Genomic DNA, 26,546 nt, shown 5'->3' on the forward strand with positions numbered 1-26,546 from the left:
GGACCAGCGCATACGGGAGAATCGAGGCACTTGGACAGAACCACGGGGAGGAACCGTGTCCGGATTCGTAGAAAAGCCCGAGCCGATCCAGGTTCCGGGCCTGGTGCACCTGCACACCGGAAAGGTGCGCGAGCTGTACCAGAACGAGGCGGGCGACCTCGTGATGGTCGCCAGCGACCGCATGTCCGCCTACGACTGGGTGCTGCCCACGGAGATCCCCGACAAGGGCCGCGTCCTCACCCAGCTCTCCCTGTGGTGGTTCGACCAGCTGCGCGACCTGGCCGCCAACCATGTGATCAGCACCGAGCTGCCCGAGGGCGCCCCCGCCGACTGGGCGGGCCGCACGCTGGTCTGCAAGTCCCTCAAGATGGTCCCGGTCGAGTGCGTGGCCCGCGGCTACCTCACCGGCTCGGGCCTGCTGGAGTACAACGAGTCCCGTACGGTCTGCGGTCTCGCCCTCCCCGAAGGCCTCGTCGACGGCTCCGAACTCCCCGCCCCGATCTTCACCCCGGCCACCAAGGCCGAGGTCGGCGAGCACGACGAGAACGTCTCCTACGAGGAGGTCGCCCGCCAGATCGGCGCCGAGACCGCCGCCCAGCTGCGCCAGGCCACGCTCGCCGTGTACTCCCGCGCCCGGGACATCGCCCGCGAGCGGGGGATCATCCTGGCCGACACCAAGTTCGAGTTCGGCTTCGACGGGGACTCCCTCGTCCTCGCCGACGAGGTCCTCACCCCGGACTCCTCCCGCTTCTGGCCGGCCGACCAGTGGCAGCCGGGCCGCACTCAGCCGTCGTACGACAAGCAGTTCGTGCGGAACTGGCTGACCTCGGCCGAGTCCGGCTGGGACCGCAGGAGCGAGCAGCCCCCGCCGCCGCTGCCGCAGGAGGTCGTGGCGGCGACCCGGCAGAAGTACGTGGAGGCCTACGAGCGCCTCACGGGCCTGAGCTGGAGCTAGGGGCTGTCGTCACATTCCCGTCTGCCTGGCGGCGCCATGCATGCTCCCCCGCTGCCTCAAGGGCGCGGGAGGTGCCCCCACTCGCCGCACCGGCCGAAAGCCCGAGTACGTCCAGTACGAGGACTTCCGGCCGGCGCACCGAGAGCACGCACCGGACGCCGCTCCTTGACGGGCGAACGCTGCCTGCCGGGGCACTGGCGACACGAAAAGACCCCGGTCCAGTGGACCGGGGTCTTTCTCCCGAGCGGACGACGAGGCTCGAACTCGCGACCTCAACCTTGGCAAGGTTGCGCTCTACCAACTGAGCTACGTCCGCGTTGCGCCGTGGCGCGAGAGCAACTATACCCAACCTCGCTCCCGTGCGAGACGCACTGCCGCATGACGGTTTTCCGCACCGAGCTTCGTGACGGCCGAGGAGAGGTAGTTCCGCACGGTCCCCGGGGACAGCGCGGCCCGCTCGGCGATCTCCGCGACCGGTGCTCCGTCGGCCGCCAGCTCCAGCACCTCGGCCTCCCGCGCGGTCAGCGGGGAGTCCCCGGCGGAGATCGCGTCGGCGGCCAACTCCGGGTCGACGTAACGGTTTCCGGCGTGCACGGTCCGGATGATCTCGGCGAGCCGCTGCGCGCTGACCGTCTTCGGGACGAATCCCCGCACACCGGCCGCGAGTGCCCGCTTCAGATGGCCGGGCCGCCCGTGACCGGTGACGATCAGCACCCGGCAGCCGGGCAGTTCGGCCCGCAGGGATGTGGCGACCTTCACACCGTCGGCGCCCGGCATCTGGAGATCCAGCACGGCGACATCGGGTGCGTGGGCGCGCGCCATCGCCAGCGCCTCGGGTCCGCTGGCGGCCTCCGCGACGACGAGGAGATCGTCCTCCAGCGCCAGCAGTGCGGCCAGCGCGCCACGGATCAGATGCTCGTCGTCCGCGAGCAACAGCCGTACCGGGGTGCTCATGACGTGACTTCACTCACTTCCTGTGTCAGTGGCACCTCTGCCACCAGCCGGAACCGTGACTCCGGGACCGCGCCCGCCTCCAGGGTGCCGCCGACGGCCGCGAGCCGTTCCCGCAGCCCGGCGAGCCCGGAACCCCCACCCCCGTGCGGGGTTCCGGGCAGCCCGTCGTTCTCCACCGTCAGCACCACACGCCCCTCAAGCACCCGCAGGCACAGCGTGCAGCGTCCGGCGTCCCCGTGCCGCAGTACGTTGGTGGTCGCCTCGCGCACCACCCAGCCGAGCGCGGACTGCACCTCGCCGGGCAGCCCCGCGGTCTCGGCGCTGACCTCGCAGTCGATCCCGGCCGCCGTCAACACGCCCTGAGCACCCGCGAGTTCGGCCGCGAGATCGGCCTCCCGGTAGCCGCGTACGACGGCCCGCACCTCCCGCTGGGACTCCTGCGCGATGCGCTGCACCTCGATCATCTGCTCCACGGCCTCCGGCCGCCCGCGCCGGGCGAGTTGGGCGGCCAGCTCGCTCTTGAGCGAGATCACCGACAGGTTCCGGCCCAGCACGTCGTGCAGATCCCGCCCGAACCGCAGCCTCTCCTCGGCGACGGCGAGCCGGGCCTCGATCTCCCGCGCCCGTTCGGCCTCCCAGAGCACGGACAGGGTCCAGGCGCCGCAGCGCCCGGTGATCAGGGAGAAGCCGGTGGCGAAGGCGGTCACGGTGCCGGTGGCGACCACCCCGAGACCGGTGGGACGCGGGACGGCGAAGACGGTCGTGATCAGCACCGAGAGGGACCCGAACCGGGCCAGGAAGCGCCGCATCGGCACGGTGAGCGCATACAGCATCCCGAAGGTGGTGAGCACCGCCCCGAGGGCGAGCCGGGCGGTGGACGGATCGGTCCCGCCGACGGCGTGGAGCGCCGCGGTCAGCGCGACCGCCAGGCCGAGGAGGACGGCGGCGCCCCGCTGGGCGGCCGGCCGGAGTGCGGCACGCCCGAGATAGTGGTCGAGCGCGGGCCGCATCAGCCGGCAAGCGGCCGCGCACTGCAGCAGGTTCACGGCGACGAGCAGCCCGGCGAGGACCATCGCCGCCACGGACCGCCGGTGCAGCCCGCCGACGAGGGGAAGCAGCAGCCAGCAGAGCGGAAACACCCAGATGCTGGTGTACCAGGTGATCAGGCTCTGCAACTCGACGCGTTCCGCCTTGCTGCGCCGCCCCCAGTGCCGCTGCTGCCATCCTCGTATCCGGCCCACCATGCGCCCGTCCCCTCGTCCCCCGTCGCTTCCGCACTCAGCGCCGCGGTTCCCAGCGGAACCGCCGTCGTACAGCAAACACCGTGATGAAGACCCAGGCCAACGCGGTCGCGAGGGCGCCGAGTGCCTCGCCGGTGCTCAACTGCCCCGTCCAGCCGCCGCGGACGAGCCGGATCGCCGGGGACAGCGGGAGCAGGTCGCAGACGGTGGCCAGCTTGTCCGGCAGGAGCTCCGTGGGGAACGTGATCCCGGAGCCGATCATCGACAGCAACATCAGCGGCAGCGCGGTGACCTGGCCGCTCTCCACGGTCCGGGTGAAGGACGCGGTGAGCGCGGCGAGCGCGGCACTGACCAGGTATCCGGCCAGCAGCCCGGGCAACAGCAGATACGGCGCCCTGGGCGTGCCGGTGTGCAGCAGGGCCACGCAGCCGACGCACAGCACCAGCGCCTGGGCGAGCCCGATGCCGAGCGCGGGCAGGGCGGTGCCGGTGAGGATCTCGGCGTCGGAGAGCTCGCCGGTGCGCAGCCGCTTGAGGACGAGTTCCTCGCGGCGGGCGACGTAGGCGTTCACCAGCGAGGTGTACACGGCGAAGAGGAAGGAGAAGCCGATGGCGGCCGTCAGCAGGGTGGCGCCGATGGTCAGTCCCCGCTTCTCCAGGTCCAGCTGATCGAAGGCCGGCCGCATGCTGAACGGCACCACCAGCGGCGCCGCGAGCGCGGTGAACACGACACCGCGGTTACGGCCGAGCAGGGCGAGCTCCGCCCGTCCCAGCGCCGCCAGCCGCCGGCCCACACCGGGCCGCCCCGCCACCCGGACACCACTCATCTCCCGCCCCTCCTTCTCGCTCCCACCACGGCTTCCGGCGCCGTCGCACGCGGCGCCCCCATCCCGGCGTACGGCGTCCCCCCGCGCTCCGTTTCCACCTCGCGGCCCGTCCTTGCCACCGCCTGCACCGCCGACCCGCGCTCCGGCTGCGGCTCCCGGTCCCGCGGTGCCTTCGGCGCCGACCGGTGCTCCGGCTTCGGCAGCGCAGCCCCGTGTCTCCGTTGCGGTGCCGCTCACCCCGCCGTGCCTCCTTGTGCGCGTCTCGGGCCCGTTCACGCCGCCGCCTCCTGGGCGTGCTCGCGGGCGATCCCCAGGAACGCCTCCTCCAGTGACGCCGAGCGCATGTCCAGGGCGCGCAGTTCGACGCCGGTCCGCTCGGCCCAGGTCAGGACGCCGGTCGCGGTGCGCTGCAGCTGGGTCGTCCGCAGCCGTACGACCCGTCCGTCGCTCTCGTGGTCGCAGACGCCGAGGTCGGCCAGGGGAGGCAGGTCGCCGAGGAAGTAGCCGTCGGGGAGTTCGAAGGTCATCCGGGACGGCCGGCCGGCGGTGACCTCGGCCGGGGTTCCGGAGGCCGCGATCCGGCCCCCGTGCAGGATGGCGAGCCGGTCGGCGAGACCCTCGGCCTCCTCCAGGTAGTGCGTGGTGAGCAGCACGGTCGTGCCCGCGTCGCGCAGCCTGCGCACCAACTCCCAGGTGTCCCGGCGGCCTTCCGCGTCGAGCCCGGTCGTCGGCTCGTCGAGGAAGAGCACCTCGGGATCGCCGAGCAGGGCGAGCGCCAGGTCGAGCCGCCGCCGCTCACCGCCGGAGAGCTGTTTGACCCGCACCCGGTGTTTGCCGGCCAGCCCGACCAGCTCCAGCACCTCGGCCTCCGGCCGTGCCCCGCTCGTGCACCCCGCCCACATCCTGGCGGTCTCGGCGACGGTCAGTTCGGCCGGGAAGCCGCCCTCCTGGAGCATCACGCCGGTGCGGGGGCGTACGGCCGCCCGCTCCCGGTAGGGATCGTGGCCGAGGATGCGCACCCGGCCCCCGGCGGGTGCCGCGAGGCCCTCCAGCAGTTCGACCGTCGACGTCTTGCCCGCCCCGTTGGTGCCGAGCAGGGCGAAGACCTCCCCGCGGGCCACGGTGAAACTGATTCCGCGTACGGCCTCGAACCCGCCCCCGTAGACGCGCCTGAGGTCGGTGACCTCAATCACGTGTTCGTGTTCGTCGTAGTGCATGAAGCCAGCGTCCCGGCGCCCGGGCCGGGGTGGCAGTGCGCGCTGTCATCGCTCGGCATGACAAATGTCAGAGGCGCCCGCGCACAAAAAACCCCGGTCGCGATGACCGGGGTTTTCCCTGGAGCGGACGACGAGGCTCGAACTCGCGACCTCAACCTTGGCAAGGTTGCGCTCTACCAACTGAGCTACGTCCGCACTGCTCCCGACCGGCTCCCACCGATCGGTGCGAGCACCAGCCTACCTGATCCACACAAGTGGTTGTGACCGGTGCCAGAGCGGGTGACAGGAATCGCACACTGCGCCTTCCCCCTGGAAGGGGGATGTTCTGCTACTGAACTACACCCGCACGATCCTCGGGGCTTTGGCCCTTTCGGCCTCGCCCCTCGGCGTGCTCCAGACATTAGCTGATCAACAGGGGGGTTGCGCAAGTCGGCTCCCCCCGGTCGCCCGGTATGCCCGGGCGCACAGCCCTCAGGGTCCGCTGACGGGCCCTGAGGGCTGCCCCTTCGCGGGCTTCACTGCGCGGCGCTGAAGGCCTCGTAGACCTTCTTGGGGATGCGTCCGCGGGCCGGGACGTCCATCTTGTTGGCCTGGGCCCAGGCGCGGACGGCCGCCGGGTCGGGGGCGACCTCCGTCTGCTTGTACGCCTTGCCGGAGCGCGACCGCTTGCGGCCCGCCTCGACGTAGGGCGCGAGCGCCTTGCGCAGTTTCTTGGCGTTGGTTTCGTTCAGGTCGATCTCGTACGACTTGCCGTCGAGTCCGAAGGCGATCGTTTCCGCCGCTTCCGAGCCGTCGATGTCGTCAAAGAGCGTGACCACGACCTTTTGCGCCACGAATATCGGTCCCTTCGTGCGGCACGTCGATACAGCTCAACAGCGATGACGTGCCGAGTATCGGCTATTGCCAATTCATTTGTACAGTGCCTGGCAATGCAAAGTGAAGCCCGACTAAATCCGCCCGCGTGTCCGAACACAATAGGCAGACGGGGCGGACTGTCGAACTTTCCCAGAACTTTTCACGGTGGTCCGGCTTCGACACCCGATCGTGATCCGCCTCACGTAGTTTCCTACAACTCTACTCGCGTAGAAATTTTGTGCGGGTAGTCTGAAGGAACCTGCTCAGCACCACACACCGGGAGTGCCAGTGGCACGCGTCGTAGTCGACGTCATGCTCAAGCCGGAGATCCTCGACCCCCAGGGCCAGGCGGTCCAGCGTGCGCTGCCGCGTCTGGGTTTCGAAGGGATCTCGGACGTACGTCAGGGAAAGCGTTTCGAACTGGAAGTTGACGGGCCCGTTGACGAGGCCGCGCTCGCCCGCATCCACGATCTTGCGGAATCCTTCCTCGCCAACACGGTGATCGAGGACTTCACCGTCAAGGTGGAAGAAGTCGCGGAGGCGGCGAAGTGACCGCTCGTATTGGCGTCGTCACTTTCCCGGGCAGCCTCGACGACCGGGACACCCAGCGCGCGATCCGCCTCGCGGGCGCCGAACCGGTCGCCCTGTGGCACAAGGACAAGGACCTCAAGCAGGTCGACGCCGTGGTCCTCCCCGGCGGTTTCTCCTACGGCGACTATCTGCGGGCCGGGGCCATCTCCCGGTTCTCGCCGGTGATGGAGCCCGTCATCGAGCAGGCGAAGGCCGGCCTGCCGGTCCTCGGCATCTGCAACGGCTTCCAGGTCCTCACCGAGGCCCACCTCCTCCCGGGCGCGATGCTCGGCAACGACCACCTCCACTTCATCTGCCGCGACCAGAAGCTGCGGGTGGAGAACGCGGGGACGTCCTGGACCGGCGACTACCGCCAGGGCCAGGAGATCCACATCCCGCTGAAGAACATGGACGGCCGGTACGTCGCCGACGAGTACACGCTCGACAAGCTGGAGGCCGAGGGCCGGGTCGTCTTCCGGTACCTGGACTTCAACCCCAACGGCTCGCTGCGGGACATTGCCGGCATCACCAACGAGGCCGGGAACGTCGTAGGCCTCATGCCGCACCCCGAGCACGCCGTGGAGCCGCTCATCGGCACGGGCCGCACCGACGGTCTCCCCTTCTTCACCTCGATCCTCAAGAAGCTGGTCAACGCATGAGCCGGACGCCTCTGGACACGGTCGAGCACGCGGCCGCGACCCCCGACGTCGAGCTGCCCTGGGCCGAACTCGGCCTGAAGAAGGACGAGTACGAGCGCGTGGTCGAGATCCTCGGCCGCCGGCCCACCGGTGCCGAACTCGCCATGTACTCCGTCATGTGGTCCGAGCACTGCTCGTACAAGTCCTCCAAGGTCCACCTGCGCCAGTTCGGCGAGAAGGCACCGCAGAGCGACGCGCTGCTGGTGGGCATCGGCGAGAACGCGGGTGTCGTCGACGTCGGCCAGGGTTACGCGGTCACCTTCAAGGTCGAGTCGCACAACCACCCGTCGTACGTCGAGCCCTACCAGGGCGCGGCCACCGGCGTCGGCGGCATCGTCCGCGACATCATCGCGATGGGTGCGCGGCCGGTGGCCGTGGTCGACCCCCTGCGCTTCGGCGCCGCCGACCACCCCGACACCAAGCGCGTCCTGCCCGGCGTGGTCGCGGGCATCGGCGGCTACGGCAACTGCCTGGGCCTGCCCAACATCGGCGGCGAGGTCGTCTTCGACGCCTGCTACCAGGGAAACCCGCTGGTCAACGCCGGTGCCATCGGCGTGATGCGACACGAGGACATCCACCTCGCGAAGGCGTCCGGCGCGGGCAACAAGGTCATCCTCTACGGCGCCCGGACCGGCGGCGACGGCATCGGCGGCGCGTCGATCCTGGCGAGCGAGACCTTCGACGACGCCAAGCCCTCCAAGCGCCCGGCGGTCCAGGTCGGCGACCCCTTCCAGGAGAAGCTCCTCATCGAGTGCACCCTGGAGGCCTTCCGGGAGAAGCTGGTCGTCGGCATCCAGGACCTGGGCGCCGCGGGCCTGTCCTGCGCCACGTCCGAGCTGGCGTCCAACGGCTCCGGCGGTATGCGCGTGACGCTGGACGACGTCCCCCTGCGCGACTCGACCCTGTCTCCTGAGGAGATCCTCATGAGCGAGTCGCAGGAACGCATGTGCGCGGTCGTGGAGCCGGAGAAGGTCGACCGCTTCCTGGAGATCTGCGCCAAGTGGGACGTGATCGCCACGGTCATCGGTGAGGTGACGGACGGCGACCGCCTGGAGATCTACTGGCACGGCGGCAAGATCGTCGACGTCGACCCGCGCACGGTCGCCCACGAGGGCCCGGTGTACGAGCGCCCGTACGCGCGCCCGTCCTGGCAGGACGCCCTGCAGGCGGACGACGCGAACAAGCTGCCGAGGCCGTCGTCGAGCGAGGAGCTGAAGGACCAGGTCCTGAAGCTGGTCGGTTCCCCCAACCAGGCGTCCAAGAAGTGGATCACGTCCCAGTACGACCACTTCGTGCAGGGCAACACCGTCCTCGCCCAGCCGGAGGACTCCGGCATGATCCGCATCGACGAGGAGACCGGCCTCGGCGTCGCCATCGCGACCGACGGCAACGGCCGCTACGCCAAGCTCGACCCGTACACGGGCGCGCAGCTGGCCCTGGCGGAGGCGTACCGGAACGTGGCGACGACGGGCGCGAAGCCGCTCGCGGTGTCGGACTGCCTGAACTTCGGCTCACCGGAGGACCCGGCGGTCATGTGGCAGTTCGCGGAGGCCGTGCGCGGCCTGGCGGACGCCTGCCAGCAGCTGGGCACCCCGGTGACCGGCGGCAACGTCTCCCTCTACAACCAGACGGGCGAGGCGGCGATCCATCCGACGCCGGTCGTGGCGGTCCTGGGCGTGATCGACGACGTCGCCCGCCGCACGCCGGTCGCCTTCCAGGAGGAGGGCCAGCTGATCTACCTCCTCGGTGACACCCGTGAGGAGTTCGGCGGCTCGGCGTGGTCCCAGGTGATCCACGACCACCTCGGCGGCCTGCCCCCGGCCGTGGACCTGGAGCGGGAGCGCCTGCTGGCCGAGATCCTGGTCTCCGCCTCCCGCGACGGCATGATCGACTCCGCGCACGACCTGTCCGACGGCGGTCTGATCCAGGCGGTCGTGGAGTCCGCGCTGCTCGGCGGCAAGGGCGCGCGTCTGGTCGTACCCGACGGCCTCGACGCCTTCACCTTCCTCCTCTCCGAGTCGGCCGGCCGCGCGATCGTCGCCGTCCCGCGCTCGGAGGAGGTCCGCTTCAACGACATGTGCGGTGCGCGGGGCCTGCCGGCCACCCGGATCGGTGTCGTGGACGGCACGGCCGTGGAGATCCAGGGCGAGTTCACGCTCACGCTGGAGGAGCTCCGGAAGGCACACGAGGAGACGATCCCGGCGCTGCTGGCGTAGCCACGTGGGTGAAGCCCCCGCCCGGATTGGCGTCCCCGGGCGGGGGCTTCTCGTCTCGTCGGACGTCAGCGGACCGGGGTGGGCGCTTTCGGAGCGGCCCCTCGCCTTCGCACCGGCGGCCTGGGCGAATCTCCTGGACGGCGTTCGCAAGTGACCGTGGGGCCGCCCGCTTCTCCGGCCAGTGTCGGGCTTCCGCGAGCCGCGTCAAGGGCGCTGCGCGTCGCCTCCGGCGATGGCCCTCCGGGCCACCCTTGACCCACCTCGCTCCAGCCCGCGGAAGAAGCGAGCGAGCGGCCCGGAAAGGCGGTGCCCCAGCCGGCGTCGCCCCCCGAGTCGGCTGCGTCCACGCCGTCACCGCCGGAGCGCGGTCGCGCCTCGCCCGCACGCCGGGCGGTTTGGCGGCGAACGGGCGGTGGCTGGTACGCGTTCGCGCCTTGCGCGCAGGCCGGGCGGTTTGGCGGCGAACGGGCGGTGGCTGGTACGCGGTCGCGGGGTGGCGGCACGCCGGGTGGGTCTAGCGGCTTGCGGCCGGTGGGTGGTGGGACGCGCTCGCGCAGCGGTGGCAGGCCGGGTGGGCGGGGCGCGCCCTCACTGCCCCGTTCGCCGAGCCGCTCCAGGCTGATTGGCACATTCGTCCCAAGCGGTCGAGGTGATGGGATGCTCTGGGCCAGCTGGGGAGCCCGGGGGTCGGCTGGGCGTGGCCCAAATCTGCCAATTACCACCGGCGCCGGGGGCCCTGTGGCAGGTGAGGCGCCTGTGGCCTCCCGTATCCCTCGCTGGCTCTGCGGCAGACCTCCGCTTCCCGTGTGGCAGCCCTCCGTCGGCCCTCCCAACCCCGGTGACCTTCCGGGCGCGCCCGGACTCCCGAGCCCGCCCTCCCACCGGCGGTATGCCGCTGAACCGGCCCGGCGTGCCGCCACTGCCCGGCCGCGCCGCTCTCCACCGGCGGTGAGCCGCTTGGCTCGCCCGGCGTGCCGCCACTGCGCGGCCGCGCCCCCCAACCCAGGGCGCCAACGCAGCTGACCCAAGGGGCCGGTACCGGTGAGGCGGCCACTTTGTCTGGGCTGCTCGCTCGCTTCTTCCCCGGGCTGGAGTGAGGTGGGTCAAGGGTGGCCCGGAGGGCCATCGCCGAAGGCGACGCGCAGCGCCCTTGACGCGGCTCGCGGAAGCCCGACACTGGCGAAGAAGCGGGCGGCCCCACGGTCACTTCGCACCAAGGGGAGTGCATCCCGGCCCTTGGCCGGCTCTGGCACCGGCTCTGGCACCGGCTCCGCGCGCGGCACTCACTCATTCACTCACCGCGCTCCCATCCCCACTTCCACCCCGGCGCGCTTCTCCCCTCGCGTCAGCCGGGGCTTCGGTAGGCGTAGGGCGAGGAGTAGGCACAGCGCCATCAGTGCCGCCCCACACAGGAAGACCACGTCCAGTGCGGAGACGTACGCCGTCACGCCCGTCGCGCGGTCCGCTCCGTGCAGGGCGGCGAGGGAGCCGACGTCGCCGGGGCCGTCGTAGAGGCGGCTGAGGAGGGTGCCGAAGAGGGTGGCGCCCAGGGCTCCGCCGAGGGTCTGGAAGAAGCGGATCGCGGTGGTGGCGACGCCGAGCTGGTGGCGCGGTGCCTCCTGCTGCACCAACTGGATGAGCTGGCCGAGGAGTTGGCCGAAGCCGAGGCCGATGAGGAGCATCGCCGCCCGCAGCTGCCATACGGAGGTGTGGGTGCCGGTCGTGGCCAGCAGTAGGTAGGCGGCCGTGCCGACCAGGGATCCGCTGACCACGAACGTTCGCTCGGACCAGCCGCGGGCGGTGAGCCGCCCGGTGGCGAGGCCTACCGCCATGATGCCCGCCGCCATGGGAATCAGATACAGGCCTGCGGAGGAGCTGGTGGTGCCGCGGACGAGCTGGAGGTAGACCAGGACGCAGTAGATCGCGCCCGTCATCGCCGCGCCCATCAGACCCTGGATCGCGAAGCCCAGGCGCAGTTCGCGGATGCGGAACAGTGCGGGCGGCAGGATGGGCTCGGCGGCGGTGAACTGGCGGCGCAGGAAGAGTCCGAGGGTGGCGGCGGAGGCCAGGGTGAGGCCGATGATCTGGGGGGACGTCCAGGCGTACTGTTTGCCGCCCCACTCGGTGACCAGCAGCAGGGCGGTGGAGAAGGCCGCGGCGAGGGCGGCGCCGGTGAAGTCGATCGCTCGGCCGGTGGTGGGCCGGGGGAGCTTCAGTACGACCGCCCCGGTGGCCAGGGCGGCGATGCCGAGGGGCAGGTTGACGTAGAACGCCCAGCGCCAGCTCGTGTGGTCGGCGAGCAAGCCGCCGACCCAGGGCCCCACGGCGATGCCGCCGCCCGCGACGATCCCGCCGGTGCCCGCGCCCTTGGTGTTGTTCCGGCCGGGTGCTGCGAGTTGGGCTATCACGACCATCGTCACGCTCATCAGCCCGCCCGCGCCGACGCCCTGCACGGCCCGGGACGCGATCAGCCAGCCGATCGACGGGGCGGCGCCGCACAGCGCCGAGCCGCTCAGGAAGGCGCCGAGCGCGCCGAGGAAGACCGGCTTGGCGCCGAGGGTGTCGCACAGTCTGCCGTAGAGCGGGAGCATCGCGGCCGAGGCCAGTGAGAAGGCGCTGAGCAGCCAGGGGATCTTGTCGATCCCGTGGCCGGGGTCTAGGTCCCGGACGATCGGAACGGTGACGGCGGACACGATCTGGGTGTCCAGGACGGCCAGGACGATCGTGATCAGGCAGACGAACAGGCCGATCTTGCGCTGTGTCTCGGTCATGGGCAGCACCATGCCCGGTATTCATGGACTCAGTCAATGTTTTATCCAGGATGATATTTATGCCAGAGATAAATTTCGCCTTGGTAAGCTGTCCGCATGGCTGAGGCGATGGGTCTGCGCGAGCGGAAGAAGCAGCAGACGGCGATGCGGATCTACCGGGTGGCGGTCGGACTGTTCGCCGAGCGGGGCTTCGACAACGTCTCCGTCCAGGAGATCGCCGACGCCGCCGAGGTGTCGAAGATGACCGTCTTCAACTACTTCGGCAGCAAGGAGGAACTGGTCTTCAAGCCGATGGTGGAGCACTTCTCCGACGCCGCCCGGGCCGTGCGCGACCGTGCGCCCGGCGAGTCCGCGGTGGCGGCCGTGCGCCGGCAGTTCCTGGAGATGGTGGAGCGGCGCGATCCCGCGGTCGGCCTGCACGGCGAGCCGTTCGCCCGCCGGATCCGCGCGGTCATCATGGCCACGCCGGTCCTGCGGGAACGCGCCTTCGTCGAGTCCGAGAAGGGCGGCCGCGAACTGGCCGACCTGCTCACCGAGGAGACCGGCGACGCCACTCTGGCCCTGATCACCGCCGCCACGCTCACCGCCGCCCGCAACGCCCTGATCGAGGAGCACCACCGCCGGATCGATGCCGGCGAGACCGTCGACCAGGTGGCCGCCGACGCCGCCGAGCGTGCCCGGCACGCCTTCGGACTGGTCGAAAACGGCCTGAAGGACTACGCCGTCAAGGCATAGGCTCACCGCCATGCCACCGGCCAAGAAGCGCGCCCGCAGCTATGACCCGGCCAGGACCCGCGCCGCGGTCCTCGCCCAGTTCGGACATGTCCGGGAGGCCGTTGGCGGCCTGACCCAGGAGCAGCTCGCGCTGCCCACCCGGCTCGGCGAGTGGACCGTGCGGGACCTGGCGGCACACGTGACGATGGCCGTGGAGACCGTCAGCCGCAATATCGAGCGCGAGGAGCCGGCCAAGCCCGAGCTGACCCTGCTGCAGTGGCCCTTCGCCACCGCCGAACGCGCCGCGGACATCTCCGACGGCACCCGGCGCCTCGCCGAGGACAACCCCGACCTCGACGCCCTCTACGCGCGCACCGGGGAACGCCTCCGGCAGAAGCTGGCGGACACCCCGGGCACCCGGCTGCTGGCGGCCCGCACCGGCGCGATGGTCCTCGACGACTACCTGGTCACCCGCACCGTGGAACTCGTCGTCCACACCGACGACCTGAACGCCGCCGTGCCCGGCCTGGACGTGCCGTACGACCGTCAGGCCCTGGCCGCCGCCACCCGGCTGCTCGCCGACGCCCTCGCCGTCAAGGCGCCCGGCGGCTCCACCGAGGTGCGCGTGCCACCGTACGCCGTGGTGCAGTGCGTCGAAGGGCCCCGGCACACCCGTGGTACGCCGCCCAACGTGGTCGAGACCGACCCGCTGACCTGGCTCCGGCTCGCCACCGGGCGCCTGGCCTGGAAGGACGCCCTTGAGGAGGCCAAGGTGAGCGCCAGCGGGGAGCGGGCGGACATCGGGGGACTGCTGCCGGTCATGTCGTAGCGGCCGGTCATGTCGTAGAGGCCGCTCAGGTCGTAGAGCCGGAGGCGGAACCGGTGTCGTAGAGCCGGAGGCGGAACCGGTCGTACCGCTGGTCCGTCGAACCCGTATGAACCGGTACAAGCAGCGCATGACCCTGACGGCGGCCGCCGTGTTCGTCCCGCTCACGGTGGCCTGTGGCATCGGAAAGGCGGACAGTGGTCCGGTGGGCCTCCAGCAGTCACCGGTGACCGGCATCGAATGGCGGGTCGACAGCCTCACCGTCGGCGGCACGGCCCGGCACGCGCCCGCCGTCGCCCGCCTCCGCATCGACGAGGACGGCAGGGCGGCCGGCAACCTGGGCTGCAACCAGTTCAGCGCCCGGGCCACCGTGCACGGCGACCGGATCACCCTCGGTGACCTGCGCACGACCAGGATGGCCTGTTCCCCGGAGCGCATGGACTTCGAGCGCGCCCTCGCCCGCGCGCTCACCACCGGCACCCTCGTCGCCAAGACCGACGACGGCACGCTGACGCTCACCGACGGCGACGGCGACCGCATCCACCTCAGCCGCAGCGCGCCCGAATGATGTGCGACGCCTCACTCGCGCATCGGGCGAAAAGCATCGGAGACCGCCGCGGGGCAGGCTCCCGATGGTCGCGCAGGCACCAAAGGCACCGCGTTGACCTGCGAAGACGCGGAAACCGACAAGGTGATCGCGCCCGCTGCAACGGTCAGGGCCACGTATCCCCAATTCGGACCAGTGGTCGACCTCGCCTACACTCGGTGGCGTGCCACGTGGTGACGGTCGACTCAATCACGATCTGCTTCCCGGCGAGAAGGGCCCCCAGGACGCTTGCGGCGTCTTCGGTGTCTGGGCTCCGGGTGAAGAGGTCGCAAAGCTCACGTACTTCGGGCTCTACGCCCTCCAGCACCGGGGTCAGGAATCCGCGGGAATCGCGGTCAGCAACGGCTCCCAGATCCTCGTCTTCAAGGACATGGGCCTGGTCTCCCAGGTCTTCGACGAGACCTCGCTCGGTTCCCTCCAGGGTCATATCGCGGTCGGACACGCCCGCTACTCGACCACCGGCGCCTCCGTGTGGGAGAACGCCCAGCCGACGTTCCGCGCCACCGCGCACGGCTCGATCGCGCTCGGCCACAACGGCAACCTGGTCAACACGGCGCAGCTCGCCGAGATGGTCGCCGAGCTGCCGAACGACAACAACAGCCGCTCCACCCGGGTCGCGGCGACCAACGACACCGACCTGCTGACGGCGCTGCTCGCCGCCCAGGTCGACGAGGACGGCAAGCCGCTCACCATCGAGCAGGCCGCCCACCAGGTCCTGCCGAAGGTGCGGGGCGCCTTCTCGCTCGTCTTCATGGACGAGGGCACCCTCTACGCCGCCCGTGACCCGCAGGGCATCCGCCCGCTGGTCCTCGGCCGCCTGGAGCGCGGCTGGGTGGTCGCCTCCGAGTCCGCCGCCCTCGACATCTGCGGCGCCAGCTTCGTGCGCGAGATCGAGCCGGGCGAGTTCGTCGCCATCGACGAGAACGGCCTGCGCAGCTCCCGATTCGCAGAAGCGAAGCCCAAGGGCTGTGTCTTCGAGTATGTGTACCTGGCCCGCCCGGACACCGACATCGCCGGCCGGAACGTGTACCTCTCCCGTGTGGAGATGGGGCGTCGGCTCGCCAAGGAAGCGCCCGTCGAGGCCGACCTCGTCATAGCGACCCCGGAATCCGGCACCCCGGCCGCCATCGGCTACGCGGAGGCCTCCGGCATCCCCTTCGGCGCGGGTCTCGTGAAGAACGCGTACGTCGGCCGTACGTTCATCCAGCCGTCCCAGACCATCCGCCAGCTGGGTATCCGCCTGAAGCTGAACCCGCTGAAGGAAGTCATCAAGGGCAAGCGCCTGGTCGTCGTCGACGACTCGATCGTGCGCGGCAACACCCAGCGGGCCCTGGTGCGGATGCTGCGGGAGGCCGGCGCGGCGGAGGTCCACATCCGGATCTCCTCTCCCCCCGTGAAGTGGCCCTGCTTCTTCGGCATCGACTTCGCCACGCGCGCGGAACTGATCGCCAACGGCATGACCATCGAGGAGATCGGCACCAGCCTCGGCGCCGACTCGCTCGCCTACATCTCCATCGACGGCATGATCGAGGCGACCACCATCGCCAAGCCGAACCTGTGCCGCGCCTGCTTCGACGGCGAGTACCCGATGGAGCTGCCGGACCCGGAGCTGCTCGGCAAGCAGCTGCTGGAGACCGAGCTGGCGGCCGGTCCCGCCGCCACGGCCGCGGCCGACGCGATCCGCCGCCCGTAACACCCTGCAGTACGACACGAAAGCTCTCACAGTCATGTCTGAGAACACTGGTGCCAGCTACGCAGCGGCGGGCGTCGACATCGAGGCGGGCGACCGCGCCGTGGAACTCATGAAGGAGTGGGTGAAGAAGACCCAGCGCCCCGAGGTCCTCGGCGGCCTCGGCGGCTTCGCCGGGCTCTTCGACGCCTCCGCCCTCAAGCGCTACGAGCGCCCGCTGCTCGCCTCCGCCACGGACGGCGTCGGCACGAAGGTCGACATCGCGCGCCGTATGGGCGTCTACGACACCATCGGCCACGACCTGGTCGCCATGGTCATGGACGACATCGTGGTGTGCGGCGCCGAGCCGCTGTTCATGACCGACTACATCTGCGTCGGCAAGGTCCACCCCGAGCGTGTCGCCGCCATCGTGAAGGGCATCGCGGAGGGCTGTGTGCTCGCCGGGTGCGCCCTGGTGGGCGGTGAGACGGCCGAGCACCCGGGCCTGCTGGGCGAGGACGACTTCGACGTCGCCGGCGCCGGTACGGGCGTTGTGGAGGCCGACCGGCTGCTCGGCGCGGATCGCATCCGCAAGGGTGACGCGGTGATCGCCATGGCGTCCTCCGGGCTTCACTCCAACGGGTACTCCCTGGTCCGCCACGTCCTGCTGAACACGGCGGGCCTGGCCCTGGAGACGGAGATCGCGGAGCTCGGCCGCACCCTGGGCGAGGAACTGCTGGAGCCCACGAAGATCTACTCGCTGGACTGCCTCGCCCTGACCCGCACCACGGATGTGCACGCCTTCTCGCACATCACCGGCGGCGGACTCGCGGCCAACCTGGCCCGCGTCATCCCGGACGGGCTGCACGCGACCGTCGACCGCTCCACCTGGACCCCGGGCGCGATCTTCGACCTGGTCGGGAAGACCGGGAACGTCGAGCGCCTGGAGCTGGAGAAGACCCTCAACATGGGCGTCGGCATGATGGCGATCGTCCCCGAGGAGTCCACCGAGGTGGCCCTCGCGACCCTGGCCGACCGCGGGGTCGACGCATGGGTCGCCGGCGAGATCACCGAGCGGGGCGAGAAGGAGACCGGCGCGGAAATGGTCGGCGACTACGCCGGCTGAACCTGCGGGTAGCACAGAAGCCGGTCGGTGGCAGTGCCACCGACCGGGCGAGTGCTCAGTGCAAGGTCAAGCGCCGCGACGATGTTGTGAGGGACTGTCGTCCTCATCCTCGTCGTCGTCCTCATAGAGGTCGGCGTAACGAGAATAAAGATCGTCCTCTTCATTCTCATCGTCCTCGAACGGCTCGCTGTTCGGCGGCTGGCTCGAAGTCGATGCGCCCAGTTCACTGGCCAGCCGTGACAGGTCAGTCCCACCGCTGTTGTACTTCAGCTGGCGGGCGACCTTCGTCTGCTTGGCCTTGGCCCGGCCGCGCCCCATGGCTCGACCCCCTCGGTGACGGGGCTTGATGGCCCCAGAGTCTGACACGCGTTCATGATCTGGAACGGACCCTCCGCGGAGAGGCCGGTCCGTAGGGCTTCCACGGTACCTGAGCCCGCGCCCATACGGTACGTCGCCCGCAGCACGCGCGTGTGCCCAGGACCTTCGAGGCGCCCCGTCCTCGCTGGTCAGTGGCGATTTTAACCACTTATCGGGGAACGACCCGCCGGTGGAAGTGAGAGTTCTCTCGAAGTTCCCGCCGACGGGTACCGCTCACCTGTGCGACCGGGTCACTGCGCGGCGTGTCCGGCGCGCGCCTCGGCCATCCGCTGCTCGGCGATCCGGTCGGCCGCGGCGGCCGGCGGAATCCCGTCTTCCTTCGCACGTGCGAATATGGCCAGCGTGGTGTCGAAGATCTTCGCCGCCTTGGCCTTGCACCGGTCGAAGTCGAACCCGTGCAGTTCGTCGGCCACCTGGATGACCCCGCCGGCGTTCACCACGTAGTCCGGCGCGTAGAGGATCCCGCGGTCGGCGAGGTCCTTCTCGACGCCCGGGTGCGCGAGCTGGTTGTTGGCCGCGCCGCAGACCACCCTGGCGGTGAGCACCGGGACGGAGTCGTCGTTCAGGGCGCCGCCGAGCGCGCAGGGGGCGTAGATGTCCAGCCCCTCCACCCGGATCAGCGCCTCGGTGTCCGCGACCGCCGTCACGCCGGCCGGGTACTGCTCCAGGATCCGCTGCACGGCGTCCGCGCGCACGTCCGTGACGACGACCTCGGCGCCCTCGTCGCGCAGGTGCTTGACCAGGTGGTGGCCGACCTTGCCGACGCCGGCGATGCCGACCTTGCGGCCGCGCAGCGAGGGGTCGCCCCACAGGTGCTGGGCGGAGGCGCGCATGCCCTGGTAGACGCCGTAGGCGGTGAGCACGGAGGAGTCGCCGGCGCCGCCGTTCTCGGGGGAGCGGCCGGTGGTCCAGCGGCACTCGCGGGCCACGACGTCCATGTCGGCGACGTAGGTGCCGACGTCGCACGCGGTGACGTAGCGACCGCCGAGCGAGGCGACCATGCGGCCGTAGGCGAGGAGCAGTTCCTCGGTCTTGTCGCGCTCCGGGTCGCCGATGATCACGGCCTTGCCGCCGCCGTGGTCGAGGCCGGCCATGGCGTTCTTGTACGACATGCCGCGGGCGAGGTTGAGGGCGTCGGCGACGGCCTCGGCCTCGGTCGCGTAGGGGTAGAAGCGCGTGCCGCCGAGGGCCGGGCCCAGGGCGGTGGAGTGGATGGCGATCACGGCTTTCAGGCCGGTCGCGCGGTCCTGGCAGAGCACGACCTGCTCATGGCCGCCCTGGTCCGACTGGAACAGGGTGTGCAGGACATCAGCAGGTGCGCCAATTACGTCGGTCACTGTGGTGACTCCTGTGTAAAGAGCGGCGAGTGGGGTCGGACCCCGTACAGGTGGCGGGGTGCCGTGGCATGAGCGTAGAGCCTTGGCGCGACCACCATCCGTGCAGTGTTCAGGATCACTCTCCCGGGCCTCTTGTGCACGCATGACCGTGGCACGATTTGCAGTGGTTTTGCAGCGGTTTTCGAGCGGGGCCCGATGGGGAGGGAGCAGGCGTGCCGAAGGTGTCCTCCGTGGTCGTCCCCTATGCCGCGTACCTGCGCGTGTACGAGCCGCTGGCCGCCTTCCCGGAGCCGGAGCGCAGCCACTGGGCGCGCTACGCCCGCCGCCCCGACCGCCCCTCCTACCAGGACGAACTGCGCCGTTCCCTGGCGGACTTGCTGCCGACCCCGCCGGTCGCGGTACCGGTGCACGAGAGCGGCGACGCGTTCGTGGCGGAGGTCGACGGCGTGGTCTGCGTGTGCCCCTGGCGGACCCGGCTGCGCGGCTGGCAGGCGCTCGGCGAGCTGGCGGAGGAGCTTCCGGCGGCGGTCCTGGACGCGGTGCTGCCCCCGGTCGTACGCGGCCAGGCGGCCCAGGACTACGAGCGCTGGCTCGCCCGCAACCCCGACGCCCGCCCGTGGATCCGTACGGCGACCTGGCAGGTGCCGCTGAACTGGTTCGTGCTGGTCTCCGACGAGGAGCGGCGGTACGACAAGGGCACCGGGGAGGTGCCGCCGCTGCTGCGCTACCGCACGCCCATGGTGCAGGCCCGGCGCCGGGTGGCGCGGGGCCTGCGCACGCTGAGGGACACCGTCGAGGAGGGCCCGCTGATCGACGGCCTGCTGGACGTCGGCCGCTGGCTGGAGGAGTTCCACCCGCGCTCGCTGGTGGAGCTGGACTACGGCGGCCTGGTGCACGTCCTGCCGGCCGGCGAGCTGGAGGGCGACCACTCGGCGGCGGAGGTGGCCGAGGGCATCGAGGCGCTGCGCCGGGGTGACGGGGCGGCGGCCGGAGAGGTCTATGTGCGGCTCGTGGAGCGGTGGCGGGCGGTACGGGACCGGCGTTCGGCGAACTGAGTGACGTAACCGAGTGACGTACGTCACGGCTCGAACGGCGTCGAACGACGTACGGTCTACGGCACTTGCTCATCTGACGGGGCGTTGGTCCCGATCTGGACTTTTGTCTCAAGGGTGACGGACGGCACGTACAAGAGCCTTGCCCTAAGTGCCGCCCCTCATGCCAAAATAGGACAAGGAGTCCGGGGAGGGCTCCGTCCGTCCAACTATGCTCCACTGTGGGCGGATTCTCAGCATTGCACGCTTTGGGGGGTCTGGTGACTCCTGATCGCCCTGTGACTGATCGTCACAGTGGCGTGACTGTCCGCTATGGCATGGTCCATCGGCATCCGTCGCTGATGAACACCTGGGAGGGCAATTCCATCGGTTTGGCCGACGCGGCTGGACGGATGGTGTAGTTGTAGTGCCGAGGACAAGCCGTTCGTCCTATAACCGACTCGACTCGCGTCCGCCATTTCGGGCAACGCGGGTCAAGGTGCAGAATTTAGAGGAAAGAACCGAGAAGGTTCGGTTCTCCCGAGGAGGCCGCTCATGACCGCTCGCACCCCTGATGCCGAGCCGCTGCTGACCCCGGCTGAGGTCGCCACCATGTTCCGCGTCGACCCCAAGACGGTCACGCGGTGGGCGAAGGCCGGCAAGCTCACGTCCATCCGTACGCTCGGCGGGCACCGCCGCTACCGCGAGGCCGAGGTCCGCGCTCTGCTCGCGGGCATCCCGCAGCAGCGCAGCGAGGCCTGAACCATCGCATAACCGGGCAATACGGCTGGTCCCCCAACCCGCCGAGGCGCCCGGAACGCTAGCTCCAAGCGACGCGGGACCTGCCCCAACAGGACCCTCGCCCAGGCCGAAGAGAACGTTGTAGGCAGCGACACAGGGTGCGTCGTAGATCGCGCTGGACTCCGCCGGGTCCAGCGCGATCTTTTTTGTGCGCCGGCCGGGTACCGGCCGGACCGCCGTGAGCGGCCTTGTCGGAGTCTGGGCGGCGCTGTCGGAACCGCTGTGCATGACCCGCGGGGTCGGTGCAATTGCACATATTAAATTGACCAGTTGTAGGGCAGGGTTAAGTACCGGCCTTTCAAAAACTCATGCGGTGACTCCCGTCACACGGCCCGGCGGTTGTTGCCGGCGGCACGTGTGCGCTAGTGGAGCGGCCCGTTCCAGCGTCCCACGCAGGGCGGGGTGTTGGGCCGCGTGGGTCATGCGCTGCGGGGGCTGTCGCTCTCGGCTTCCTCGTCGCCCGGTTCCGCGGCCCGGGGGCCGGCGTCCATGGCCAGCCGCAGCAGGTGGTGGCAGATGGGGCAGTGGCGGGTGAGATGCCCGTAGGACGAGGCGGCCGACAGGTGCGCCCTCAGCAGTGCCCGCGTCTCGTGCCTGGCCGATGCCGCCATACGCCACCTCCGCGGACCGCACAGGGGAACGGGCCCTGGTCCCTGGGTACCGGTGCACTGTGCCGCCGTCAAGGGCAGGGGGCTCCGCCGGCCCAGCCGGTACCCCACCGCCCGTACCGCCGCCCGCGAGACCGGCAGGCGCCACCTTGGGCGCTGACGGCCCCTTGGACGGGCTGTCAGCGCCGGTCGGCCCCGAAGGGTCGGTGACACGCGAAGGGGCCCGCGTACGCCGCCCATGCGGGCCCTTGAGGCCCCGAGGCCGTGAGGGAAGCTCGCGTCCGGCGGGTGGGGGCTGCTGCCCGGCGCGGTCCCCGGATACGCGGAAGGCCCCCATCCGATGGGATGAGGGCCTTTCCTTGCTGCGGTCCTGACGGGATTTGAACCCGCGGCCTCCACCTTGACAGGGTGGCGAGCACTCCAAACTGCTCCACAGGACCAGGTTTCGCGGCGCTTGGCTTGCTGCGTTGCGCTGCGAGAAGAGACTGTACAGGAGGTGGGGCCGCCTGGTCGAACTCACCCCCTGTACGCGATCGGTTACGGTACGGCCGCGTCGATCGCCTTCACGATCCGCTTGTCGGAGACGGGGTACGCGGTGCCCAGCGCGTGGGCGAAATAGCTGACCCGGAGTTCCTCGATCATCCAGCGGATGTCCAGGACCTGCTGCGGCACCGGGCTGCCCTGGGGCAGCTGCTCCAGGAGCCAGGCGTACTCGTCCTGCATCTCGTGGACCTTCTCCATGCGGGTGGTGTCCCGCTGGACGCCCGTCGGCATCTGCTGCAGGCGCCGGTCGGCGGCCACCAGATAGCGCATGAGGTCGGGGAGGCGTCGTATGCCCGCCCACGTCACGAAACCGGGCTTCACCAGGGCGTCCAGCTGCTTGCGGACGTCCGTCAGGTTTGCGAGGAGCGTGGGGCTGCGCACGGCCTTCAGACGGCGCTCACAGGCCTGCCAGGCCGCGAGGACCTGCTGCACCTGGGCGACCGCGCGGACCGTCGTGTCGACGATCTCGGCGCGCACCTTGTCGTAGAGCTTCCGGTACGACTCCTCGTCCCACACCGGGCCGCCGAAGTCCGCGATCAGCTTGTCGGCCGCCGCCATCGCGCAGTCGTCGAACAGCGCCTGGACGGAACCGTGCGGGTTCGCGGAGAGCGCCAGCTTCTGGGCGTTCGTCAGCTTGTCCGACGCGAACTTCGCCGGGTTCACCGGGATGTTCCGCAGGATCAGACGGCGGATGCCCTTCCACATGGCCTCGGCCTGTTCGGCCTCCGTGTCGAAGAGCCGTACGGAGACCGTGTCGCCGTCGTCCACCAGCGCCGGGTACGCCTTGACCGGCTGGCCGGCGCGGCGGGTCTCGAAGACCCGGGTCAGCGTGCCGATCGTCCAGTCGGTCAGGCCCTTGCGCTCCAGGGACTCACCGCCCTCACGGGAGGCCGTCGCCGCTGCCGCCTGGCTGAGGGCCTTGCGGGCCTTCGGCTTCAGGCGCAGCTTCAGCGCCTCCAGGTCCTTGTCCTCGGCCAGCTTCCGTCGCCGCTCGTCGACGATCCGGAAGGTGATCCTGAGGTGGTCGGGGAGCCTCGACCAGTCGAAGTCGTCCGCCTCGAAGGGCACGCCGACCATCCGCTTGAGCTCGCGGGCCATGGTGACCGTCAGCGGCTCCTGCAACGGCACCGCCTTCTGCAGGAACGCCCTCGCGTAGTTCGGCGCGGGCACGTAGTGGCGGCGGATCGGCTTGGGCAGGGAGCGGATCAGCTCCGTCACGACCTCCTCGCGCAGGCCCGGGATCTGCCAGTCGAAACCCTCGTACGTGACCTGGTTGAGCACCTGGAGCGGGATGTGGACCGTCACACCGTCCGCGTCCGCGCCCGGCTCGAACTGGTACGTCACCCGGAACGTGAGCTGCCCCTGCTGCCAGGAGTCCGGATAGTCGGCCTTCGTCACCGCCTCCGCCGACTCCCGGATGAGCATCTCCCGCTCGAAGTCCAGGAAGTCCGGCTGCTCGTGCCGCTTCCGTTTCCACCAGGAGTCGAAGTGCGCGCCGGACACGACGTGTTCGGGCACCCGCTGGTCGTAGAAGTCGAAGAGCGTGTCGTCGTCGACGACGATGTCCCGGCGCCGGGCGCGGTGCTCCAGCTCCTCGACCTCACTGAGGAGTTTGCGGTTGTCGGCGAAGAACTTGTGGTGCGTGCGCCAGTCGCCCTCCACGAGCGCGTTGCGGATGAACAGCTCGCGGCTCGTCTCCGGGTCGATCCGGCCGTAGTTGACCTTCCGCTGGGCGACGATCGGGACGCCGTACAGCGTGACCTTCTCGTACGCCATCACGGCCGCCTGGTCCTTCTCCCAGTGCGGTTCGCTGTACGTCCGCTTGAGCAGGTGTCCGGCCAGTGGCTCGACCCACTCGGGCTCGATCTTGGCGTTGACCCGCGCCCAGAGCCGGCTCGTCTCGACCAGCTCGGCCGACATCACGAACTTCGGCTGCTTCTTGAACAGCGCCGAGCCCGGGAAGATCGCGAACTTGGCGTTGCGGGCGCCCAGGTACTCGTTCTTGTTGCCGTCCCGTACGTCCTTCATCCCGATGTGGGAGAGCAGGCCGGCGAGGAGCGAGACGTGGACGCGGTCGGCCGGGGCGTCCCCCTCGTTGACGTGGATCCCCATCTGCTTGGCGACCGTCCGCAGCTGGGTGTAGATGTCCTGCCATTCGCGAATGCGCAGGAAGTTCAGGTACTCCTGCTTGCACATCCGGCGGAAGGAGCTGGAGCCGCGCTCCTTCTGCTGCTCGCGGACGTACCGCCACAGGTTGAGGTAGGCGAGGAAGTCGCTGGTCTCGTCCTTGAAGCGGGCGTGCTGCTGGTCGGCCTGGGTCTGCTTGTCGGCCGGGCGCTCGCGCGGGTCCTGGATGGACAGCGCGGCGGCGATGACCATGACCTCGCGGACGCAGTCGTTCCTGTCCGCCTCCAGGACCATGCGGGCCAGGCGCGGGTCGACGGGCAGCTGGGCGAGCTTGCGGCCGGTGTCGGTGAGCCGCTTGCGCACGTCCTTCTGGGCCGGGTCCAGCGCGCCCAGTTCCTGGAGCAGCTGGACGCCGTCGCGGATGTTGCGGTGGTCCGGCGGGTCGATGAACGGGAACTTCTCGATGTCGCCGAGGCCGGCCGCGGTCATCTGCAGGATGACGGAGGCGAGGTTCGTACGGAGGATCTCGGCGTCCGTGAACTCCGGGCGGGCCAGGAAGTCGTCCTCGCTGTACAGCCGGATGCAGATGCCGTCGCTCGTCCGCCCGCAGCGGCCCTTGCGCTGGTTGGCGCTGGCCTGCGAGATCGGCTCGATGGGCAGCCGCTGGACCTTGGTGCGGTGGCTGTAGCGGCTGATCCGGGCGAAGCCGGGGTCGATGACGTACTTGATGCCGGGGACGGTGAGGGAGGTCTCGGCGACGTTGGTGGCCAGAACGATCCTGCGCCCGGTGTGCGGCTGGAACACGCGGTGCTGCTCGGCGTGGGACAGCCGGGCGTACAGCGGCAGGATCTCCGTGAACCTGTACTTCTTCTTCTCCAGCGCGTCCGCCGTGTCCCGGATCTCCCGCTCGCCGGAGAGGAAGACGAGGATGTCGCCCTGGCCCTCGGCCTGGAGTTCCTCGACCGCCTCGCAGATCGCGGTGATCTGGTCCCGGTCGGCGTCGTCGCTCTCCTCCTCCAGGAGGGGCCGGTAGCGCACCTCCACCGGATACGTCCGGCCGCTGACCTCGACGATCGGCGCGTCGCCGAAGTGCCGCGAGAAGCGCTCCGGGTCGATGGTCGCCGAGGTGATGACGACCTTGAGGTCCGGCCGCTTGGGCAGCAGCTGGGCCAGATAACCGAGCAGGAAGTCGATGTTGAGGGACCGCTCGTGGGCCTCGTCGATGATGATCGTGTCGTAGGCGCGCAGCTCGCGGTCGGTCTGGATCTCGGCGAGCAGGATGCCGTCCGTCATCAGCTTGATGAACGTGGCGTCCGGGTTCACCTGGTCGGTGAACCGCACCTTCCAGCCGACGGCCTCGCCGAGCGGCGTCCTCAGCTCCTCCGCGACCCGCTCGGCCACGGTCCGGGCGGCGATACGACGGGGCTGGGTGTGCCCGATCATGCCGCGTACGCCACGGCCCAGCTCCATACAGATCTTCGGGATCTGCGTGGTCTTTCCGGAACCGGTCTCACCGGCGACGATGACGACCTGGTGATCGCGGATGGCCGCCGCGATCTCGTCCTTCTTCTGGCTGACCGGCAGCTGCTCGGGGTACGTGACGGCGGGCACGCGGGCACGCCGCTCACCGATCCGTTCCTCGGCCCGGCCGATCTCGGCCTCGATCTCGACGAGGACGGCGGCGCGGGCCTCCGGCTTGCGGATCTTGCGCGCGCCCTCAAGCCGCCGACCGAGCCGGTGCGCGTCGCGCAGCGACAGTCCGGTCAGACGGGGGGCGAGGGTGCCGAGGGCGGGGGCGGGATGCGTAGACATACGCGACCCAGGATCTCACCCCGTCCGAAAAACACGCGAACGATTTGCCGCGTCGCCTAGGGGGCGGGCTGGCCGGGCGGCCCGGCGGCCGGCGGTGCCGCGGCCGGTGGTGCGGAGACCGGCGGTGCGGAGACCGGCGGTGCGGAGGCGAGCGCCGCGTTCTGCCGGCCGAGCGCGATCGACCTCGCCGTGTTGGAAACGGCCTTGATGCCCAGGTAGGCGGTCGTCATGCTGCTCATGGCGGTGAACGCGGCGGTCAGGATGCCGACGATCACGGACTTGTCCCCGCCGAGCCGCCACACCCCGAAGAGCGCGACGGCGACGATCGCGAGATTGCTGATCACGACTGCGAGCAGCCCGTAACGCGCGCGGACCTTCTCCAGCTGGGTGTCGGCCGGCAGAGCGGCGGCCTGATCCTGGCTCATCTGCCCGTTCCCCCGTTCAGCAGCTGTGCGATCCGCGCGTCCACCTGCACCCGGTCGTATCCGCGCCGGACGATCTCGAAGACGGGCGGCGTCGCCTCGGGTGCCGTACCCGAGGTCAGCCGGGTCAGATAGGCGTCCACCTGGGCGCGGTCGTATCCGCGCCGAGCGATGTCGAACCCCCGGAAGTCATCTGCCACGGATCCTCCTGCAGACCAGCACGGTCAGTACGACGAAGGCCC

23 protein-coding genes and 4 tRNA genes are annotated in these 26,546 nt (G+C 70.3%); 11 read left to right on the forward strand and 16 right to left on the reverse strand.

Going from position 1 to position 26,546, the window contains the following annotated elements:
* Nucleotides 1–55 precede the first annotated feature (55 nt).
* Nucleotides 56–955: a phosphoribosylaminoimidazolesuccinocarboxamide synthase gene (locus ABT171_RS31695; RefSeq protein ID WP_351249835.1), complete on the forward strand. Its 900-nt coding sequence runs from the start codon at nucleotides 56–58 to the stop codon at nucleotides 953–955.
* Between the two features lie 243 nt (nucleotides 956–1,198).
* On the opposite strand, the gene ABT171_RS31700 is transcribed toward ABT171_RS31695, so the two are convergent.
* The 8 genes from ABT171_RS31700 to ABT171_RS31735 form a co-directional block, all read right to left on the reverse strand.
* Nucleotides 1,199–1,271, reverse strand: a tRNA-Gly gene (locus ABT171_RS31700).
* A gap of 23 nt (nucleotides 1,272–1,294) precedes the next feature.
* A complete protein-coding gene (locus ABT171_RS31705; RefSeq protein ID WP_351249837.1) occupies nucleotides 1,295–1,909 on the reverse strand; it encodes a response regulator in 615 nt (204 codons plus the stop codon).
* A complete protein-coding gene (locus ABT171_RS31710; protein ID WP_351249839.1) occupies nucleotides 1,906–3,153 on the reverse strand; it encodes a sensor histidine kinase in 1,248 nt (415 codons plus the stop codon). The genes ABT171_RS31705 and ABT171_RS31710 overlap by 4 nt, the downstream gene beginning before the upstream one ends.
* A 34-nt stretch (nucleotides 3,154–3,187) precedes the next feature.
* Nucleotides 3,188–3,976, reverse strand: coding sequence for an ABC transporter permease (locus ABT171_RS31715; protein WP_351249841.1), 789 nt, complete (start codon nucleotides 3,974–3,976; stop codon nucleotides 3,188–3,190).
* A gap of 272 nt (nucleotides 3,977–4,248) precedes the next feature.
* Complete coding sequence (locus tag ABT171_RS31720; RefSeq protein ID WP_351249843.1) at nucleotides 4,249–5,193, reverse strand: ABC transporter ATP-binding protein; 945 nt, start codon at nucleotides 5,191–5,193, stop codon at nucleotides 4,249–4,251.
* Nucleotides 5,194–5,312: 119 nt separating this feature from the next.
* Nucleotides 5,313–5,388 (reverse strand) — tRNA-Gly (locus tag ABT171_RS31725).
* 79 nt (nucleotides 5,389–5,467) lie between these two features.
* Nucleotides 5,468–5,539, reverse strand: a tRNA-Gly gene (locus ABT171_RS31730).
* Between the two features lie 169 nt (nucleotides 5,540–5,708).
* On the reverse strand, nucleotides 5,709–6,026 hold the full coding sequence (locus ABT171_RS31735; RefSeq protein WP_031164632.1) for a histone-like nucleoid-structuring protein Lsr2: 318 nt from the start codon (nucleotides 6,024–6,026) through the stop codon (nucleotides 5,709–5,711).
* A gap of 310 nt (nucleotides 6,027–6,336) precedes the next feature.
* Here ABT171_RS31735 and purS point away from each other — a divergent pair, with 310 nt between their 5' ends.
* The 3 genes from purS to purL are packed head-to-tail and all read left to right on the forward strand — an operon-like array spanning nucleotide 6,337 to nucleotide 9,532.
* Complete coding sequence (gene purS, locus ABT171_RS31740) at nucleotides 6,337–6,600, forward strand: phosphoribosylformylglycinamidine synthase subunit PurS (protein WP_015659417.1); 264 nt, start codon at nucleotides 6,337–6,339, stop codon at nucleotides 6,598–6,600.
* Nucleotides 6,597–7,277, forward strand: coding sequence for a phosphoribosylformylglycinamidine synthase subunit PurQ (gene purQ / locus ABT171_RS31745; protein ID WP_351249844.1), 681 nt, complete (start codon nucleotides 6,597–6,599; stop codon nucleotides 7,275–7,277). Before purS ends, purQ begins: the two co-directional genes overlap by 4 nt.
* Nucleotides 7,274–9,532 (forward strand): phosphoribosylformylglycinamidine synthase subunit PurL, encoded by a 2,259-nt coding sequence (purL, locus tag ABT171_RS31750; protein ID WP_351249845.1) that lies wholly within the window; start codon nucleotides 7,274–7,276, stop codon nucleotides 9,530–9,532. Before purQ ends, purL begins: the two co-directional genes overlap by 4 nt.
* Before the next feature lie 1,295 nt (nucleotides 9,533–10,827).
* Here the strand turns inward: purL and ABT171_RS31755 are convergent.
* Complete coding sequence (locus tag ABT171_RS31755; protein WP_351249846.1) at nucleotides 10,828–12,303, reverse strand: MFS transporter; 1,476 nt, start codon at nucleotides 12,301–12,303, stop codon at nucleotides 10,828–10,830.
* Between the two features lie 96 nt (nucleotides 12,304–12,399).
* On the opposite strand from ABT171_RS31755, the gene ABT171_RS31760 reads away from it, so the two are divergent.
* From ABT171_RS31760 to purM, 5 genes are all read left to right on the forward strand, one after another.
* The gene (locus ABT171_RS31760) at nucleotides 12,400–13,038 is read left to right on the forward strand and encodes a TetR/AcrR family transcriptional regulator (RefSeq protein ID WP_351249847.1); all 639 of its coding nucleotides are present in this window, start codon (nucleotides 12,400–12,402) and stop codon (nucleotides 13,036–13,038) included.
* A gap of 10 nt (nucleotides 13,039–13,048) precedes the next feature.
* Nucleotides 13,049–13,846: a maleylpyruvate isomerase family mycothiol-dependent enzyme gene (locus ABT171_RS31765; protein ID WP_351249848.1), complete on the forward strand. Its 798-nt coding sequence runs from the start codon at nucleotides 13,049–13,051 to the stop codon at nucleotides 13,844–13,846.
* Between the two features lie 127 nt (nucleotides 13,847–13,973).
* The gene (locus tag ABT171_RS31770; protein ID WP_351249849.1) at nucleotides 13,974–14,411 is read left to right on the forward strand and encodes an META domain-containing protein; all 438 of its coding nucleotides are present in this window, start codon (nucleotides 13,974–13,976) and stop codon (nucleotides 14,409–14,411) included.
* A 202-nt stretch (nucleotides 14,412–14,613) separates the two neighbouring features.
* Nucleotides 14,614–16,143 carry an amidophosphoribosyltransferase gene (gene purF / locus ABT171_RS31775; RefSeq protein ID WP_351249850.1) on the forward strand — a complete coding sequence of 510 codons (1,530 nt, stop codon included), beginning with the start codon at nucleotides 14,614–14,616 and terminating at the stop codon, nucleotides 16,141–16,143.
* Between the two features lie 34 nt (nucleotides 16,144–16,177).
* Nucleotides 16,178–17,245, forward strand: coding sequence for a phosphoribosylformylglycinamidine cyclo-ligase (gene purM / locus ABT171_RS31780; protein WP_351249851.1), 1,068 nt, complete (start codon nucleotides 16,178–16,180; stop codon nucleotides 17,243–17,245).
* 66 nt (nucleotides 17,246–17,311) lie between these two features.
* Here the strand turns inward: purM and ABT171_RS31785 are convergent, their stop codons facing one another.
* Both ABT171_RS31785 and ABT171_RS31790 read right to left on the reverse strand, forming a co-directional pair.
* Nucleotides 17,312–17,563, reverse strand: a complete 252-nt coding sequence (locus tag ABT171_RS31785; protein WP_351249852.1) for a DUF3073 domain-containing protein — start codon at nucleotides 17,561–17,563, stop codon at nucleotides 17,312–17,314.
* Nucleotides 17,564–17,853: 290 nt separating this feature from the next.
* Complete coding sequence (locus tag ABT171_RS31790; RefSeq protein WP_351249853.1) at nucleotides 17,854–18,960, reverse strand: Leu/Phe/Val dehydrogenase; 1,107 nt, start codon at nucleotides 18,958–18,960, stop codon at nucleotides 17,854–17,856.
* Nucleotides 18,961–19,172: 212 nt separating this feature from the next.
* Between ABT171_RS31790 and ABT171_RS31795 the strand changes: the two genes are divergently transcribed.
* Nucleotides 19,173–20,015: a DUF8083 family protein gene (locus ABT171_RS31795; RefSeq protein ID WP_351249854.1), complete on the forward strand. Its 843-nt coding sequence runs from the start codon at nucleotides 19,173–19,175 to the stop codon at nucleotides 20,013–20,015.
* A 531-nt stretch (nucleotides 20,016–20,546) separates the two neighbouring features.
* The gene (bldC, locus tag ABT171_RS31800; protein WP_003949541.1) at nucleotides 20,547–20,753 is read left to right on the forward strand and encodes a developmental transcriptional regulator BldC; all 207 of its coding nucleotides are present in this window, start codon (nucleotides 20,547–20,549) and stop codon (nucleotides 20,751–20,753) included.
* Nucleotides 20,754–21,211: 458 nt separating this feature from the next.
* Here the strand turns inward: bldC and ABT171_RS31805 are convergent, their stop codons facing one another.
* The 5 genes from ABT171_RS31805 to ABT171_RS31825 form a co-directional block, all read right to left on the reverse strand.
* A complete protein-coding gene (locus ABT171_RS31805) occupies nucleotides 21,212–21,403 on the reverse strand; it encodes a DUF6274 family protein (protein ID WP_351249855.1) in 192 nt (63 codons plus the stop codon).
* A 362-nt stretch (nucleotides 21,404–21,765) separates the two neighbouring features.
* Nucleotides 21,766–21,840 (reverse strand) — tRNA-Asp (locus ABT171_RS31810).
* Between the two features lie 97 nt (nucleotides 21,841–21,937).
* On the reverse strand, nucleotides 21,938–25,882 hold the full coding sequence (hrpA, locus tag ABT171_RS31815; protein ID WP_351249856.1) for an ATP-dependent RNA helicase HrpA: 3,945 nt from the start codon (nucleotides 25,880–25,882) through the stop codon (nucleotides 21,938–21,940).
* Nucleotides 25,883–25,938: 56 nt separating this feature from the next.
* Nucleotides 25,939–26,307 carry a hypothetical protein gene (locus ABT171_RS31820; RefSeq protein WP_351249857.1) on the reverse strand — a complete coding sequence of 123 codons (369 nt, stop codon included), beginning with the start codon at nucleotides 26,305–26,307 and terminating at the stop codon, nucleotides 25,939–25,941.
* Nucleotides 26,304–26,504, reverse strand: a complete 201-nt coding sequence (locus ABT171_RS31825; RefSeq protein WP_351249858.1) for a DivIVA domain-containing protein — start codon at nucleotides 26,502–26,504, stop codon at nucleotides 26,304–26,306. Before ABT171_RS31825 ends, ABT171_RS31820 begins: the two co-directional genes overlap by 4 nt.
* Nucleotides 26,505–26,546 lie beyond the last annotated feature (42 nt).

Source organism: Streptomyces sp. NPDC001851, assembly GCF_040297165.1.
In the GTDB taxonomy this organism is placed as follows: Bacteria; Actinomycetota; Actinomycetes; order Streptomycetales; family Streptomycetaceae; genus Streptomyces.